Source organism: Halorussus marinus, from assembly GCF_004521895.1.
GTDB classification, from domain to species: Archaea; Halobacteriota; Halobacteria; order Halobacteriales; family Haladaptataceae; genus Halorussus; species Halorussus marinus.
The window spans coordinates 166,094-181,080 of record NZ_SBIR01000009.1 but is presented as its reverse complement, the minus strand read 5'-3'; the positions used below and the strand labels follow the sequence as shown (position 1 = coordinate 181,080).

The 14,987-nt window shown below is 57.0% G+C and carries 20 protein-coding genes; 11 read left to right on the top strand and 9 right to left on the bottom strand.

Annotated elements, in window-relative coordinates:
* The first annotated feature begins 6 nt into the window (after positions 1-6).
* From EPL04_RS19530 to EPL04_RS13165, 5 genes are all read left to right on the top strand, one after another.
* Positions 7-231 carry a DUF7123 family protein gene (locus EPL04_RS19530; RefSeq protein WP_004594599.1) on the top strand — a complete coding sequence of 75 codons (225 nt, stop codon included), beginning with the start codon at positions 7-9 and terminating at the stop codon, positions 229-231.
* A complete protein-coding gene (locus EPL04_RS13180; RefSeq protein WP_004594600.1) occupies positions 228-1,229 on the top strand; it encodes a DUF63 family protein in 1,002 nt (333 codons plus the stop codon). Before EPL04_RS19530 ends, EPL04_RS13180 begins: the two co-directional genes overlap by 4 nt.
* Before the next feature lie 28 nt (positions 1,230-1,257).
* Positions 1,258-2,433, top strand: coding sequence for an NAD(P)/FAD-dependent oxidoreductase (locus EPL04_RS13175; protein ID WP_011222414.1), 1,176 nt, complete (start codon positions 1,258-1,260; stop codon positions 2,431-2,433).
* 319 nt (positions 2,434-2,752) lie between these two features.
* Positions 2,753-3,286: a DoxX family protein gene (locus tag EPL04_RS13170; protein WP_004594602.1), complete on the top strand. Its 534-nt coding sequence runs from the start codon at positions 2,753-2,755 to the stop codon at positions 3,284-3,286.
* A gap of 6 nt (positions 3,287-3,292) precedes the next feature.
* Entirely contained in the window at positions 3,293-3,580 is a 288-nt protein-coding gene (locus EPL04_RS13165) for a hypothetical protein (RefSeq protein ID WP_004594603.1), read from the top strand.
* A gap of 264 nt (positions 3,581-3,844) precedes the next feature.
* Here EPL04_RS13165 and EPL04_RS13160 read toward each other — a convergent pair whose 3' ends face one another.
* Entirely contained in the window at positions 3,845-4,384 is a 540-nt protein-coding gene (locus EPL04_RS13160; RefSeq protein ID WP_227262465.1) for a universal stress protein, read from the bottom strand.
* A gap of 294 nt (positions 4,385-4,678) precedes the next feature.
* Here EPL04_RS13160 and EPL04_RS13155 point away from each other — a divergent pair, with 294 nt between their 5' ends.
* The 5 genes from EPL04_RS13155 to EPL04_RS13135 all read left to right on the top strand — a co-directional run bounded on the left by EPL04_RS13155 (position 4,679) and on the right by EPL04_RS13135 (position 7,800).
* Positions 4,679-4,819: a YHS domain-containing protein gene (locus tag EPL04_RS13155; protein ID WP_011222411.1), complete on the top strand. Its 141-nt coding sequence runs from the start codon at positions 4,679-4,681 to the stop codon at positions 4,817-4,819.
* A 59-nt stretch (positions 4,820-4,878) separates the two neighbouring features.
* Complete coding sequence (locus tag EPL04_RS13150; protein ID WP_004594609.1) at positions 4,879-5,481, top strand: AsnC family transcriptional regulator; 603 nt, start codon at positions 4,879-4,881, stop codon at positions 5,479-5,481.
* 216 nt (positions 5,482-5,697) lie between these two features.
* On the top strand, positions 5,698-6,321 hold the full coding sequence (locus EPL04_RS13145) for an ABC transporter ATP-binding protein (RefSeq protein ID WP_004594610.1): 624 nt from the start codon (positions 5,698-5,700) through the stop codon (positions 6,319-6,321).
* A gap of 127 nt (positions 6,322-6,448) precedes the next feature.
* Positions 6,449-7,051: an ABC transporter permease gene (locus EPL04_RS13140; RefSeq protein ID WP_004594611.1), complete on the top strand. Its 603-nt coding sequence runs from the start codon at positions 6,449-6,451 to the stop codon at positions 7,049-7,051.
* Positions 7,048-7,800 (top strand): ABC transporter permease, encoded by a 753-nt coding sequence (locus EPL04_RS13135; protein ID WP_004594612.1) that lies wholly within the window; start codon positions 7,048-7,050, stop codon positions 7,798-7,800. The genes EPL04_RS13140 and EPL04_RS13135 overlap by 4 nt, the downstream gene beginning before the upstream one ends.
* Positions 7,801-8,084: 284 nt before the next feature.
* On the opposite strand, the gene EPL04_RS13130 is transcribed toward EPL04_RS13135, so the two are convergent.
* From EPL04_RS13130 to EPL04_RS13095, 8 genes are all read right to left on the bottom strand, one after another.
* Positions 8,085-8,831, bottom strand: coding sequence for a plastocyanin/azurin family copper-binding protein (locus tag EPL04_RS13130; RefSeq protein ID WP_004594613.1), 747 nt, complete (start codon positions 8,829-8,831; stop codon positions 8,085-8,087).
* Positions 8,832-8,850: 19 nt separating this feature from the next.
* On the bottom strand, positions 8,851-9,159 hold the full coding sequence (locus EPL04_RS13125) for a thioredoxin family protein (protein WP_004594614.1): 309 nt from the start codon (positions 9,157-9,159) through the stop codon (positions 8,851-8,853).
* Between the two features lie 123 nt (positions 9,160-9,282).
* Complete coding sequence (locus tag EPL04_RS13120) at positions 9,283-9,636, bottom strand: SHOCT domain-containing protein (protein WP_004594615.1); 354 nt, start codon at positions 9,634-9,636, stop codon at positions 9,283-9,285.
* 3 nt (positions 9,637-9,639) lie between these two features.
* A complete protein-coding gene (locus tag EPL04_RS13115) occupies positions 9,640-10,056 on the bottom strand; it encodes a DUF302 domain-containing protein (RefSeq protein WP_004594616.1) in 417 nt (138 codons plus the stop codon).
* Between the two features lie 95 nt (positions 10,057-10,151).
* Complete coding sequence (locus tag EPL04_RS13110; protein WP_004594617.1) at positions 10,152-10,505, bottom strand: SHOCT domain-containing protein; 354 nt, start codon at positions 10,503-10,505, stop codon at positions 10,152-10,154.
* Positions 10,506-10,562: 57 nt separating this feature from the next.
* Positions 10,563-10,883, bottom strand: coding sequence for a hypothetical protein (locus EPL04_RS13105; protein WP_004594618.1), 321 nt, complete (start codon positions 10,881-10,883; stop codon positions 10,563-10,565).
* 168 nt (positions 10,884-11,051) lie between these two features.
* Positions 11,052-11,651, bottom strand: coding sequence for a helix-turn-helix transcriptional regulator (locus EPL04_RS13100; protein ID WP_011222408.1), 600 nt, complete (start codon positions 11,649-11,651; stop codon positions 11,052-11,054).
* 125 nt (positions 11,652-11,776) lie between these two features.
* Complete coding sequence (locus EPL04_RS13095) at positions 11,777-13,171, bottom strand: permease (RefSeq protein WP_004594620.1); 1,395 nt, start codon at positions 13,169-13,171, stop codon at positions 11,777-11,779.
* A 328-nt stretch (positions 13,172-13,499) separates the two neighbouring features.
* Between EPL04_RS13095 and EPL04_RS13090 the strand changes: the two genes are divergently transcribed.
* On the top strand, positions 13,500-14,966 hold the full coding sequence (locus EPL04_RS13090) for an amidohydrolase family protein (RefSeq protein WP_134671632.1): 1,467 nt from the start codon (positions 13,500-13,502) through the stop codon (positions 14,964-14,966).
* Positions 14,967-14,987 lie beyond the last annotated feature (21 nt).

The window sequence follows — 14,987 nt, the reverse complement described above, 5'->3', positions numbered from 1 at the left end:
AGATCAATGTCGAATATTTCCCGGCACACGGTTCGAAGGTACCTCGTCGAGACAGCCAGTAGCGAACCGACATACCTCCGGGCTCGCGAGATTGCCAGCGACCTCGACGGATCTCCCAAGGCAGTCGCGCAGTATCTCAGCCAGCTCCAGGACGAACTCACAATCGTTTCACTCGAACAGTGGGGGCGCTCGAAAAGCACGACGTGGCGATTGGAGGTGAACGGGTCGTGAGTACTGTCACCCGCCGCGTCGAGACTGTCCTTCCGGAGACCGGCTCACGCGAGTGGTGGGCGCTGTACCTGCTGGCCCCGCTCGTCCTCCTCGGTGGGGGCATCCTCGTGTTTCCGACGTTGGTCTACGACCGGTTCATCTGGCAGTATCTCTGGGGACCAGTCGTCGCCGATGCGGCCGGTCAGCCAGTCACGCACGAGGGGGTTCGTGCTGTCCAGGGCTACAACGCGGTGAACACGGTAATCTACCTCGCGGCAGTCGTATACAGCCTCCCCGGACTACGTGCGTATCTCGACCAACTCGACGTCACGTTCGACGCACGACTGGCCTACGGGTTCGCTCCGATCATCATCGCAGGTGGGGCGATGCGCGCCCTCGAGGATCTCGGGCTGCTCGGGGACTACGCGGTGTGGTTCATCACGCCATCGATTTACATCGTCGTCACCGCTGTCACCATCCTCGCGCTCGGTGTCGGTGCACTCTTGCGTGACCAAAATATCGGATCTATCCCGCTAACAGTCGGGCTCGTCGGGTCGGTGTGGGCTGTCGGGGCCGTCTGGTGGGCTGTTTGGCACGGCCTCTCGACATCGACCCCACTCCGCCTATGGGTTCCTGTCGCGACGACGGGGATAGCGCTCGGCGTAACCGCACTCTACTACTGGGGCGCGAGTTTCGTCAATATCACACACCTTCGACACCCGCTAATTCTGCTGGCCGTTTTCGGCCAGTTGTGGGACGCTGCGCAGAATCTCATCGGTGTGACGTTCCTCGGCTACTCCCCAAAGCTGGTCGTGACGAATCTCGTGTACCAGGCGACTGGATTCTCCGGATCGACGTTCGTGCTGAAACTCGTCGTGACTGTCGGCATCGTGTGGTATCTCGCCGATGCGAAAGAGGAGATGAATCACACGTGGTGGTGGCTTATGACGTTCTTCATCGGAGCGATCGGACTCCCGATGGGCGTTCGTGGGTCACTTCGGATGCTGTTGGGAGCTTAACGATGGCCTCAAAGATTGGCAAAAACCGATGACACGAACGTCCAAAATTGCGGTAATAGGTGGAGGGATGGCCGGGCTTGCAGCAGCTGCTGGATTCGACGACGCTGGATTCGTCGTCGAACTATATGAGCGGCAGTCCTACGATAGCAAACGCGTTAATTGCGGAGAAGCGATGACAGCGGTATCGAAGATCCCACTCGAGCCGACTGTAGAGAACGGCTTTCTCAATCCGCTGCCAGCGATGGAAGTGGAGGTGTATGACGGAATCGACGCCGATCGCCACCGCACTGGAGCCGGCACCTTTCCTGCTGCGGATACATATATAACGGACCGAAATGTCGTTGAGCAGTCCTGGGCAGAACAACTCTCAGAGAAGGGTGTTGACATCCACGAAAACCAGTCTATCACACGGACAGATTTCCACGAGTTCACCGATGAGTATGATCTCGTCGTTGATGCAACCGGTCAGCCATCACTCTCTAGTAAAGCGCTCGGAACAACCAACGAGTATTCAGGATATATGGTAGCGCTTAACAGTGATGTCGAAGGGGACTTCACCGAGTTGTACCCGAACAGCCGGATAATTCTGGAGAACTATACAGGGTACTCGTGGGCATTCCCGAAGACATCGCAACGAGCCAACGTTGGTATCGGCTGGACGGTCAGTGACCGGCCTAGTGATTATATGAAGGCATTGAGGGAAGCCTGTAAGCGGAATGGGTGGCCAGTCCCGTCGCAGGAACGGACGAACGTCGCAATCATTCCCGAGGGACCCAGTCTCGATCCCGACAGAACCTATCTACCGGAGCATTCCGTCGTACGGGTTGGTGATGCTGCGGGGATCGCAAACCGACTCACTGGAAAAGGAATTTCACAGGCCGTTGAATCGGGATTCTTGGCCGCAGAGTTGGCTAACAGCGGCCAATTACACAATTTTCCTGACAGTTTATATCAGAGGATGAAAACGGAGTACATTTTCGCCACAGTTGTGAGATACTTTCTTGAAACTCGTAATCCCAAGGTTCTGGGAGCAGCAATTCGTGCCGCTGCCGGGATCGATATTGAAGACGTTGACCGGTCTCCGAGTACAGTTCTACTGCGTCTCCTCCGCCACCCTGTTTTGTTTGCCCGTATTTTCTCGAGACGACGAGTTTTAAACCGTGTCTATGGAGGAATGACTAACCAATGGGAGTTGATTAATTGACATCCGCTCGAGTTAAATTCTCAGAATCTGTTAGCTACTGGGAGGATCGGTAAGTACAGAGGATTAAATCAGCAAATGGAGTCCCTCAAGCGAATTTTCCGAGATCCAGAATTCGGTGGGCTCGGCTTCATCAGTGTTCCCGCTTACACGCCCCAGCACACAATCAGTCCGTAGAGGGTGACCGAATTCCTTCTTGAGAATCATCCAACTCACCTCGGATATCCGCGTTCCTGAAATGAGCCCCGACTCTTAGAAATCACGAACACCATCAATCTTTTTTACTACATCTGACAAAATCAGCCGTGAGGTGAAGTATGCCATGTCAACTCAATCCATCCGTACGAATTTTCTCGGAACCGAGACGTCGTTCTCGGTCTCGGGAGCCTGGTTGTCGTATTGGATCCTGCTGCTCCGGCTGACCGCCGGGTGGTGGATGCTCCACGCTGGCCTTGACAAAATCTGGGCGTGGCCCTTCGACGCCAGCTGGTTCGTCGGCGGAGCCGCTCAGGGCACGATTCTCGCCCCCTTCGTCACGCCGTTCAGCGACGGCATCCTGTTGGCGTTCGTCAACGTGGCGGTACCGCTTGGGCAAACCGCCATCGGTCTCGGGCTGATACTCGGTGTCCTCACGAGGACCGCCGCCTTCTTTGGTGCCTTCATGATGCTGTTCTTCTACTTCATCAACGGCTACGGTGGCGGCTGGGCCAACGGTATGGTCACGGGTGAACTCCTTGGGATCATGGTCTTCGGAACCATTGTGGCACTTGGAGCGGGCGGCGTCCTGGCAGTCGATAACCGCCTGCGTGAGATGGAACTGTTCGAGAACACGCGATTACGGAAACTCCTCGGGTGACTACCAATGAGTGACTTATCAACGGCAGACCAAATCGCCATGTACGTCGGCGGTGGCCTGGTTGTCTTGGGCGTCGTCGTGATCGGCCTGCTCGACATGCTACTGGGAGCCGGGCACCCAGTCGATAGCGAGGGAGCAATCGAACACGCTGCAGTGGTCCCCATCGACATTAGGGCGGGCATCATCCTGCTCGGCTTGGTGATTTGGGGACTCGTCGCCGTTTACAAGTTTGCCGCAGGGTCGGCACCGTCGGGATCGACTACGGGCCAAACCCCATCCGGCATGGACGACTAGTTCAACAACTCAGTCCGTGGAGCCATTTGCCAGTTAACTTTTCGCGTTGCTCGCACTAACGTCCATCTGATGCACCTAAACGTGAAGACAAACACGATTTTTAGGAGTAGCCCTGTCGTTTCTTGGTTTTCCTTCTGGTCAGTACGCGCGCTTTATTCAGCAGAACGAACTTAACACTCTTTGGTTTGGTAGAAGAAACGGGGATTAATACGCAATTAGAATTTCCGAATTTAAGACTGAAATTAGTATATTACAAATAATATTTCAATATAGCCTTGACTTCCGATTCTGGTTTGTCTTTCGAAGAAAGGTGTACGGGTGTTTTTTCAATTCAGCTGTCCTTCGGTTAATCGTTAGAACGGGGTAATCTGCTTCCTCGATCACTTGAGCTGCGACGCTTCCCTGTAATAGCCGACGAATGCCAGTCAATCCTCGTGTCCCCATTGTAACAAGGTCGATGTCAGTCACCTCAGTGTATTTGAGAATCTCCTGCTGAGGTTGACCAAAGCTCAACGTAGTTCGGACAGGAACGTCCAAGGTCGCTGCCTTCTCCGTAATGTCCTCCAAGAGCCGAGTTCCCCGCTGTTCCCAAGAGTCAGTGACCTCTTCCCACGTGAATCCAGGCCGACTCGAATAGGACTGTTCGGAAATGATAAAAAGTCCATGTAGGGTTGCATCATACCGTTTAGCAATTTGTAGCCCATGTTTGAAGGCCACAGATGCCTCGTCGTATCCATCCGTAGGCACGAGAATATCTGTGAACTGACTAGTAGATAACTCTCCTACCGGATCAGAGGGATCCATATCAGGTATCGTCAAGACAGGAAGGGTCTTCACTGCTCGTGATTGTCGTGTGGTGGATCGTGACCCATAGGTTTAGAATTGGTTCAGACTCCAGTATTTATATAGGACACAGATAGGAATCCGTTGGTATACTCGAACGATAGTTCGGGATTGTGAGGTACTAACCGTTGATTGTGGAGTCAGAAAAGCCAAACCGTGCAGCACGGCTCAAATCGCTATGTATCCCGACTTTGGATTGCTAAGAACAAATTGCTTGATTCAGGCCCTCGTACCATTGATGTGGGGTGAAACCGAATGGCAACTGATCCAGTCTGTGGAATGGACGTCGATGAAAGTGATCCGGCGGCCACAGCTGAGTACGACGGTCAGACGTACTACTTCTGTGCCGAGGGCTGCAAGGAGACGTTCACCTCGACACCGGAGGAGTACGTCTAACCGTCACACCCCACACCTGCGTCGTAGCTCCCCCACACCCACCCCCATTCCGCCTTTCGATGACCCAACCAGAACTTGACGACACGGATCGCGAAATCCTCCGTCTTTTAGCGGAGAACGCGAGACGACCCTACAGCACTATTGCTGAGGCTGTAAATCTTTCACCCCCGTCCGTTTCAGCACGCGTCCGTCAGTTGGAGCAAGAAGATGTCATTCGTCGATTCACCGTTGATCTCGACCTCACACAGTACGAAAACCGGATACACGTCATGGTACGCCTCCAGCCTGAGCTCGGAAAGACGGATTCTCTTCGAGAATCGATCCTCGAGACCCCAGCCGTAGAACACGTATTCACAACTGCGGAGGGCGAAATCGTAGCTGTTGCGACGCCGCCGCGGAATACAGTCGGAAACTGGGCGCAGCAATATCTACCACTGACTGACGTGCGGCGATACGACGTACAACTGCTGTCGAACGCTGCTCAATCAGCGTATGCCGAGGGGACTGAATCCGCACTCAAATGTGCAAATTGCGGAACCACTGTCGGTGAAGACGGACTAGCCACCCGTGTCGGTGGTTCACTCCAGCAGTTTTGCAGTGAGAACTGTGAAACAACGTATAGGGAACAGTATACAGAAAGTCAAGAGAAATCTGATGCTTAGAGTCTAGCATTAGCTGTATACTCAATTCCTGATTGCTTACGAGTTTGCTGCAAATAGTTTTGATTTGAAACAGTAATCGCAGTGAATTAGAAGCGTGTGTATACACCTATGGAAGCGTCCACAACCACCAAAGGAGAAGCTACAAGCAACAAGGTACTCGTCCGTGCTAATGAGATTGAAAAAACGTACGGATCGAGTTTTCCATTTACGCGGTCAGTGACCGTCCTCACCGATGCCGATCTCGAAATTCGGACGGGGGAAATCGTCGGGATCGTCGGCGCGAACGGGTCGGGCAAATCCACGCTCATGAACATCCTCGTCGGTGTCCTCGAACAGGATTCCGGAACAGTCGAACGGACGGGAACCGTTGGCTGGTGTCCACAGGAACCACTGCTTTACGACCGCTTGACGGTCGGAGAGACGTTCCGACTGTTCGGTTCCGGATACGGAATGACCGCCGAAGAAATCGACGAGGCCAAACACCGCTTGGCGTCGAAACTCGATTTCGAGCAGTACCTTGACTACCGAATCGACCAACTCAGTGGTGGAAACCGGCAGAAAATCAATCTCAGTATCGCCCTGATGCACGATCCGGACGTCCTCATGCTGGACGAGCCCTACACTGGATTCGACTGGGAAACGTATCTCACGTTCTGGGATCTCGCCGAGGAACTCGCTGCCGACGGAACAGCTGTCACGATGATTTCACACCTGATCGAAGAGCAAAGTCGTCTCGACCGCATCTATGAGGTTCGTGACGGACAGGTCTACGACGTGACTGACCAGGAAGGCGAGACTGATGCAACGGCCAGTGAACGGGGGGAAGAGACCGATGAATAGGGTTTGGACGGGGATTCGGGCGAACGTCTCCACCTTCCTCAGAACCCCCCTGAATGTTGTCCTAGCACTTCTCCTTCCGATTGTCGTTATCGAAGGCTGGGGACAAGCAATGGCTGGGTTACCAAGTATGCCGACGGTCGAGGCGATTCCGATCGAGCTAGGTCGCCTTCTCGGAGCGATATTCGGGGTCGCCATCATTGCCGGCCTGATGGGACTCGCGCAGATGATTAGTGCGCGTGCAGCCGATCGGCGACTCGTTCAGACAGGCTATCCACCCCGAACACTGCTTGCGACTCGATTAGCGGCGCTCGGAGGAGTGACCGTTGTCGTGGCTGCCGTAAACTACGGCGTTCTCTGGCTGACGATTTCACCGGGAGCCCCTGTCCTGACGTTCGTATTCCTCGTACTTGCCGGCCTCGTCTATGCGTTTCTTGGCGCACTCGTCGGGGCGCTCCTTCCACGACTGTTCGAAGGCTCGCTCGTCGTGGTGTTCCTTGCAATGATGGATGCGTTCCTCAGTGGCGACAGTCCGCTGGCCGCCGACGTTCCCGAGTTCGTGGAATACTTCCCGCTCTATCATCCAAAGGAACTCCTTCAGGAGGCGATGTTCCAAGGCACATATACGACGGGTGATCTCGGCTTCGTCGCCGGATACCTGCTAGTCCTGCTTGTACTCGTCACCGCAGTGTTCGGAGTGACGATGCGCACCAGTGGTGGGTGGTCCGCATGAGTCGTACGACAACGGCGTTCACAATCGGCATCAAAGAACAGGCGCGAAACTACGTCCTCGTCGCTCTACTGGTCGTCCTACCGGTCTCGTTCATCACGTTGGCGTTCGCAGTCACCCAGGACGTCGAGATGCCGGTTCGGACGCTCGTCGACGGTGAGACGGTGACGGTCATGCGAGGGATGCCTGAGGTCCACGGCGTGATTATGACGCCGATTACGAGCGCCCTCATCGCGGGACTCGCCGGGTTGTTCCTGATGCGAGAAGCCAAAGACACAGACGGTCGTCTGGCAGTCGCCGGCTATCGTGCACGACAGGTAATCACTGCCCGGTTTGGGGTCCTCGCAGCAATCACTCTCATCGTTACCGGCGTCTCAGTCGGCGTGATGCTCGTCGATTTCCAGCCTGAGCATCTCTGGTGGTTCGTCGCAGCGATGCTCGTCGTCTCGGTCACGTATGGTCTCATCGGGATGCTCGTCGGGGCCGTTTTCGACCGCCTAGCCGGGATGTGGCTAATGCTGATTCTCCCGATGCTCGATATCGGACTCTTCCAGGATCCGCTGTTCATCCAGTCCGAGCCCGAATGGTGGATGAAACTACTCCCCGGCTATTGGCCCGTCCGTGTGATGGTCGATACCGGACTCACAACGGACGTAGATACGACTCTCTCATTGGTGTGGGCTACTGGATACCTCCTCCTCGTAGCTGTCCTCACAATCGGCGTCTACTACCGAATTACACAGGAGAAGTAAGATCAGGCCAGTAGACTACTTACTCCGGTAACTGTAGGGGAGAAGACCCAAACAGCACTATATCCAGCTTCGCTCAATTGGATAGTTTGACTCGGATTTCACTACGACCGTCTGATCGGGCAAACGGTTCGGTGGACTCTGGTTGCTGCTGTGTCCCTCGTTCTCTGGGCACCGATGAGTGCGGCTTACGTTCCGCGGAGAAGTGCCGCGGCGTAGGAACAGGTCTTCGAAGGACTCCTGAGCGAGGGACCTCAGGCGTGTAGAAATGGCGACGACACCGCGCCTTACCGAGATGGGTCTTCACTCCCAGTCTCCAACCGTTCACGACGCTTCTGGAACTCTTCTTCGTCGATCTCGCCTCGTGCGTAACGACGTTGGAGGGTTTCCATAGCGGAATCGTCACTCTCTGGAGGTGCATCGCCTCGACCCATTGCCCAGTAGAGGAAGCCGCCGACCAGCCCCAGCATCCCGAGTGCCCCGCCGACGAACGGCAGCCCACCGAACCATCCACCGTTCCGGCCGTGCATCATCCCTGGACCCATCATTCCGCCATCGGTACTCCCACTGCCGTCGACGTCCGAGCCGACGGCAACGGCGCCGTTCTGGACGATCGTTTCGCTGTCTGGGACCTCGCCGTCCGGGATCGGGCTGTCTTCAGCTGGACCGCCAGGGCTACCAACGACGATGCGACCGACCATGCCGACCGTCTTGTGAGGGATGCAGTAGTAGTCGTACGTTCCGGGCACCTCGAACGTGTGCTCGAAGCTCCCCTGCGAGATGGTCCCGCTGTCGAAGGCGGTGGCGTCGGCGGGAACGCGGTCCGGATAGGCCGTCGCCGAGTGAGCTCCGGCTGCTATCTCGAAGCGGACGGTCGTGCCAGGTTCGACGTGGAGCCCGATCGGGTCGAAGTAGTTGTTGCCCATCTTCACGACGGGCGTCTCCTGTGCGGCGACTGGTTGGGTGAATCCCGCACTCGCGACTGTGCCAGCACCGAGCGCTCCCAGGAACTGGCGTCTACTGTAGTCTGTCATTGTAGCTGGTTGGCTTCTGTTATCCACGGATGATGCTGGCGAGCCGGTTCGTGAGTCCGGGCGATTGCTGGCCGGCGCTCTCGATGGCAGCCTCCAATTCGTCCCGGTCGACGATGCCGATGAACTCGGCCGTCTGTTCCCCGTTTGCATACACGAGCGTCGTTGGCGTCTTTCGGACACCGTACTCCTCGGCCGTCTCCAGATCGGTCTGGATGTCGACCTCCCGGAACTCGACATCCGGATACGCATCTTCGATACCCTCGTTTTTCTCTCGCTGCGTTGCGCACGCTCCACAAGTCTCCTGTGTGAACAGGATAACTTCCGTCATAGTAGCTAGTATGGTCTTATGCTTTTAGCACACTTCTATTCACATCCGAAAGCTGTGAGGGTCACAGATTTCGGATTCCAAGGGGCCGGACGTGAGTAACGCCGGAGGTTGGTGGTCGGACCGTCACTCCGAGCGTTCGAGCTTGTTCCGACGCGCCTCGAACTCTTCCTCGGTGAGATCTCCGCGGGCGTATGCCATACGCAGCTCCTCCATTGCGGGATTCCGCGACGACTGCGATGCCGTCACGCGACGGAAGACGAGATATCCGCCACCGAGCAGGAGGAGGAGGAAGACCAGCTGGACGAGCATCCCGACGAGTGGCCACCAGCCGCTGGTCGTCCCGTATCCACCCATCATTCCACCGTATCCCATCATCCCGCCGAATCCCATCCCCATCGTGAGCAAGGGGAGGACGATGATCGCCCCGAGGATGAGGAGGACGATGGTTGTGGTGTCGAGTTGGTTTGATGATGTCATGGTTCAGATCTCGGTCGATGATTCGAGTTCGTCCGCGACGCTGGCGAGAACGCGTTCGAACCGGTCGTGGACCTCGTTCGCGATCGAGTCGAGTGCCTCGTTGTCGGCGATGCCGACGAGCTGTTGTGGGTCGACGGCACTCACCATGACCTCGCCGCCGTCGGTTTCGTAGACAATGACGTTACACGGGAGGAGTGCGCCGAGTTCGATCTCTTCGTTCAGGCCCTCGTGTGCCAGCCCCGGGTTGCACGCACCGAGGATGCAGTACTGTCGAAACTCCTCGCCGAGTTTCTCCTCGAGCGTCGCTTGGACGTCGATGTCACAGAGGACGCCGAATCCTTCGTCTTTGAGCGCCGCAATCGTCGTGTCGACGACGTCGTCGAACTCACCGGTGACTGAAGTCTGTATTGTGTATTCCATGAAGTATCATACCCCGTCTACGGGGTTAACGGTTGGGTGCCGCAACGGCGGCCGTTGGGAATATGATGTATCGGCTGGAACAGCAGCTGCTCCAGTCATCCGGTGCGTTCGAGCTGTTCTCGCCGCCGATCGAATTCGTCATCCGAGAGCTCTCCGCGGGCGTAGCGCTCACGGAGAACCGACAGCGACTGCTCTTCGTTCCCACCGGAGCCTCGATTGAGGAGCGCATAGACAATGTAGAGCGGAACGGCGATGAGGAGCCCCATCCAGAGGAACCCCCAGAGCCCCATCGCTCCACCGAAGAGGCCCCAGCCGCCCCCCATCATGCCGCCGCCGTAGCTCCCACTACCGTGGGCAACAGCCGGTCCAGTCGCCGCAACTAGCAGCGGGACGGCGAGGATCGCGAGTCGCCGAGCAGTGCGTCCGATGTGAGTGGTGAGTTGCGTCATTATCTTGCGTTGGTGAGTTGTGGTGTTCGATTGGAGCGATCGAAACGGCCAGAGCCGTCAGCAGTGGCCCTGCCCGTACATCCCGCCGTTGTAGCCGTCGTCAGCCCCGTCGTGGTATTCCCCGTCAGCCATGTCCTGGGCCATCTCGTCGACGGTCACACCCATGTGCGACTCCATCCACTCGACGCTACCCGGGCCCATGTGTTCGGTCATCTGTGCCTCCATCCAAGTGGCCCATTCATCTGCGGTGGCATTGTCCGTAGGCGCGTCGTCAGCGGTCGTTGCGTTGTCGTGTGCGCTGACTGCCGGTGCGGCGAACGCGAGTCCGACAATCGCGAGCGCCACGAGCAGCCACCGGCCGAGTTTGAAGTTGGTCATTGTCTCTCTCCTCGGTTACTCGTAGGCCTGCTCGGGAGTTATCGACATGGGTGTGAATCCATACAGGAGAACGTTCGAGAACGTCTATAACATCTTCTAACCGTTTTGCTCGAGGGAGACCGTTCATACCTACGGAATTCGAGAGGGAGAGCGCCCGATAGATAGCGACTATTTTCCCGGTTGTTGCTGCCGAAGGTCATCACTCGGATACACACGATAGGTCCGACCCTGTCGTTCCCGATACAGCAGACCTCGCTCCTCGAGTGAACTCACGGTCTGGCTTACTTTACTCTTCGAGAACTCAGATCGATCCCGAAGTTCAATCTGCGTGATTCCGGGGGAGTTCAGGACGGGTTCGAGGACGCGTCGTTCATCATCCGGTAAGAGATCGAGAACGCGTGCTTGGGGGTCCGATTCAGGATTGATAGACGTCGCCGGTGCAGCGTCATCATCCATCGACGTAGCTGTTGCCGCCGATGTCTGTGCAGGATCGACAGGCGCCGTTGTGTCGGCCACTTCTGGATCGGTGAGTTCTCCCCGGACCACGTAATAGACGCCACCGATAACGCCAGCAACCAGCAGGGTTCCAACCACGTACCAGAGGGGGTCTGGGCCGTGCATCGTTCCCATAGATGAACCCATCATTGACCCCATCGATTGCTCGATAGCCCGACGCTGTTGATAGGCCCGCCAACTGAGTACCCCGCCGGCCAGGAGAACGAACCCGAGAAGCACACCGACGACAGTATCTGCTCGACGGCGATTCATATGACAGCCCCGAGTTGCGGGATTTGACTATTCATACCGTCTATTTGAGCGCAGTAGGTGTGACAATTGCGGATTGAAACTGTGATGATGAACCCCATCACAGCGGATGAACCACAGTGCGATCATCAGTGGTCATGATCGTGATCGTGGCTCGATATTTGCGGGCTTTGATTAGTAAATTCCGTTGGTTCTTCTTCGAACGTACGCTTGCATTTCTTTGAGCAAAAATAGTACGTCGTCCCATCGTGGGACGCACTCGGGCCCTCATCGTCGGTTCGCATCCCGCACACCGGATCTCGATACTGACCTGGTGCGCCGAGTCCCCGCCGGTAGACATACAGAAGGAACCCGGAGAGCGCAAAGGCGATAATATTGAGGTAGAACGTGTAGTTGAGCTCGAAGTACGTCTGTTCAGTCGCCGTCTCGCCGCCCGCCAGATCTGGAACGATACCCAGCGCGTCGAACAGCAGCTCCATGAGGAAGCCGGTGAACGCCATCGTGACGAAGAAGACGCCGAGGATGTACAGCATCACCTTCCAGCCGTAGTACTTCCGGTAGACGTTCAGGACGGGCACGGTGATGAGGTCGGCGTAGACGAACGCGATGATCCCGGCGAAGCTGACGCCACCACCCCAGAGCGCGACGGCGAACGGGACGTTGCCCATACTGCCGACGAAACTGAGGACGGCGATGATGACGCCCATGACGGCGTTCTCGGCAGTCACGAGCAGGCCGTCGCCCTGAATGAACAGCGTGTTCCACACCCACTGCGGGACGAAGACGATGACGAACCCAGAAATAAGGAAGCCGGCGACGATGTCTTTCCAGATCATCGACCACTCCTTGCGGTACTGATTCCCGACCTTGTACCAGCCACCCCACGACAGCAACTCGTCACGCCACCCGCCGCTACTCGACGTCTCCTGGCGATAGGTCTCCATACAGCCCTCCGAGCAGAATTTGAGCGTCTCACCGCCGTCGGTCGTGAGCGTGTACTCGTCTTTCCCCTCCATCCCGCAGGTGGGATCTTCCGTGACGCCCGCCTGGCGGTCGCGCTCGTTGAGCTTCTCGCGGACTTCGTTAAACAGGTTTTCGGGAAGCGTAAGGTGGACGATGGCGGCCATGACGGCGATGAGAATCAGGCCGCCGAGCAGTTCCGCGACGAGGAACTCCCAGCCAAGCAGGATGAGAATCATCAGCCCTAGTTCGACGATGAGGTTCGTCGACGCGAACATGAACGCGAGGAAGTTCACCGCGTGCGCCCCCTTCTTGAACAGGCCCTTCCCGATGGCGACGGCGCCGAAACTACAGCCACTGCTTGCTGCTCCGAACACAGTCGCCTTGGTAAGTCCAGTTAGATCGCCCTCACCCAGCACCTGTGCCATCCGCTCCTTCGAGACGTAGACCTGGACCAGACTCGTAATCGTGAGGCCCATGATGATCGCCCACGCCGCCGTCCAGAGAAATCCGACACCGATACGAAGGGATTCAAGAACTCCGTCGATTATCGTCGCCTGCATAGGTGTATCATTGTAGGGATCATCTATTGCGGTTTTGATTAGAATATACTGCCTATGAGGGTATCAGTACTATGGCATCGTAACCGTCGGCCATAGATGATCTATCGTGAAGAGGGGAAAACATTGCAAACCTCCACAAGCTCCACGGAATCCGACTTCAGATTCAAAAGGGGAATCTGATTAAATCACGCCGACGTATTAGAGGCTAATGGGACCAGTAGAGACCGATGATATCCCAAATGAGGGGAACACCACCTGGAAGAACAGCCTTCGCCGGCCTGCTCGGTTGTCCAGTACGGTAACTGTCACATCCACTTCCTAATTTACGATGGCTGTCGATCTGGCAATCCATGATGCACTCGTTCTCACAGCCGACGAACGGAACCGCCTGTACGAGCGCGGCACAGTATGCATCACCGATGGCTGTATCGAAGAAGTCCGACCATCACGTGCAGGAGACGGAGAATTAGAAGCGTCCACCGTTATCGACGGGAACGGGAAACTGGTGATGCCGGGGTTGGTGAACGCCCACACGCACTTGGAGATGACACCGCTCATCGGTGCGTTTAGCGAACTCGAGCTGACGGAGATGCTTGGGAGTGGGACGGCCTTGTTTAACAGATTAGGGAACGGCGAATTCGAGTACCTCGTCGAGGCAGGCGTCGAGCTCGCAGCGCTCAATTTCCTCTTGGGCGGTGTCACGACCGTGAACTCGATGGACGCACGGCCTGCCGCAGGTGCAGAGGCGTTCGGGGAAGCAGGGCTCCGCGGATTTTTCGGCCCGGCGATCTCGGACCTCTTCTGGGACCAACCAGTCGATCAGCAGTTCTCCCGTGCTCGCGAGTTCGTCGAAACGTACCACGACACGTACGAGGGCCGAATCAGGGCGACGATCTGCCCGCACGACGACTGGTCGTGTACCAGGCAGCTGTGGGAACGGACCGCGTCCCTCGCCGCAGAGTACCCGGACCTGCTCGTCCACACGCACTTGCTCGAACTCGAGGAGAGTAACACGATGGCACGAGCGAACGGTGGCGAGGACTCGGTAGGATTGCTCGACGACGTTGGACTCCTGGACGACCGACTGGTCGCTGCTCACTTCCGCCTCGGCGACGAAGAGGACATCCAGCGAACCGCCGAGGCGGACGCGGCTGTTGCGCACTGCCCGTCCGTCTTCTGTTACTGGAATCCGGACGGGGAGACGCAGTGGACGCCCGTTCCCGAGCTTCGAGCCGCCGGCGTCGACGTCGGAGTAGGGATTGACGACCACTACTGGCACGACTCGTACAGCATGTTCGGTGAAGCGCGGCAAGCTCGGCTGGCGGCAAATCTCAAGCGTTCAGCCGGGCAGTTCGACTCGATGGAACTGATACGAATGCTCACTATCGAGGGCGCACGCGCGCTGGGGATGGGCGACGAGATCGGCAGTATCGAAGCGGGAAAGCGCGCGGATATTATCCTCCTCGACGTCGACAAACCGAAGTTCACGCCACTGACCAACGTTCCCGCACACGTCGTGAACAACGCGGTCCCGGCCGACGTCGAGACAGTGATCGTTGACGGCGACGTCGTCCTCCGGAATGGTGTGCCCGAGACAATGGACTCGGACGACGTGCGACAGCGAGTAAATCAGGCTGTCGAACGCTTCATGGACGAGACAGGCTGGGAGTTAGACATTGGTGGTAGTGAACCGCCGACCAGCATCGAGACTGTACGGGACCTCCCAAAGCGTGGCCCTGCGCGACTCCTGACTCGCCTCGCGATGCAATCCGCGCGTGATCGGTTCTCCTTCTAAGACCCTGCCAGCGTAGGGGTG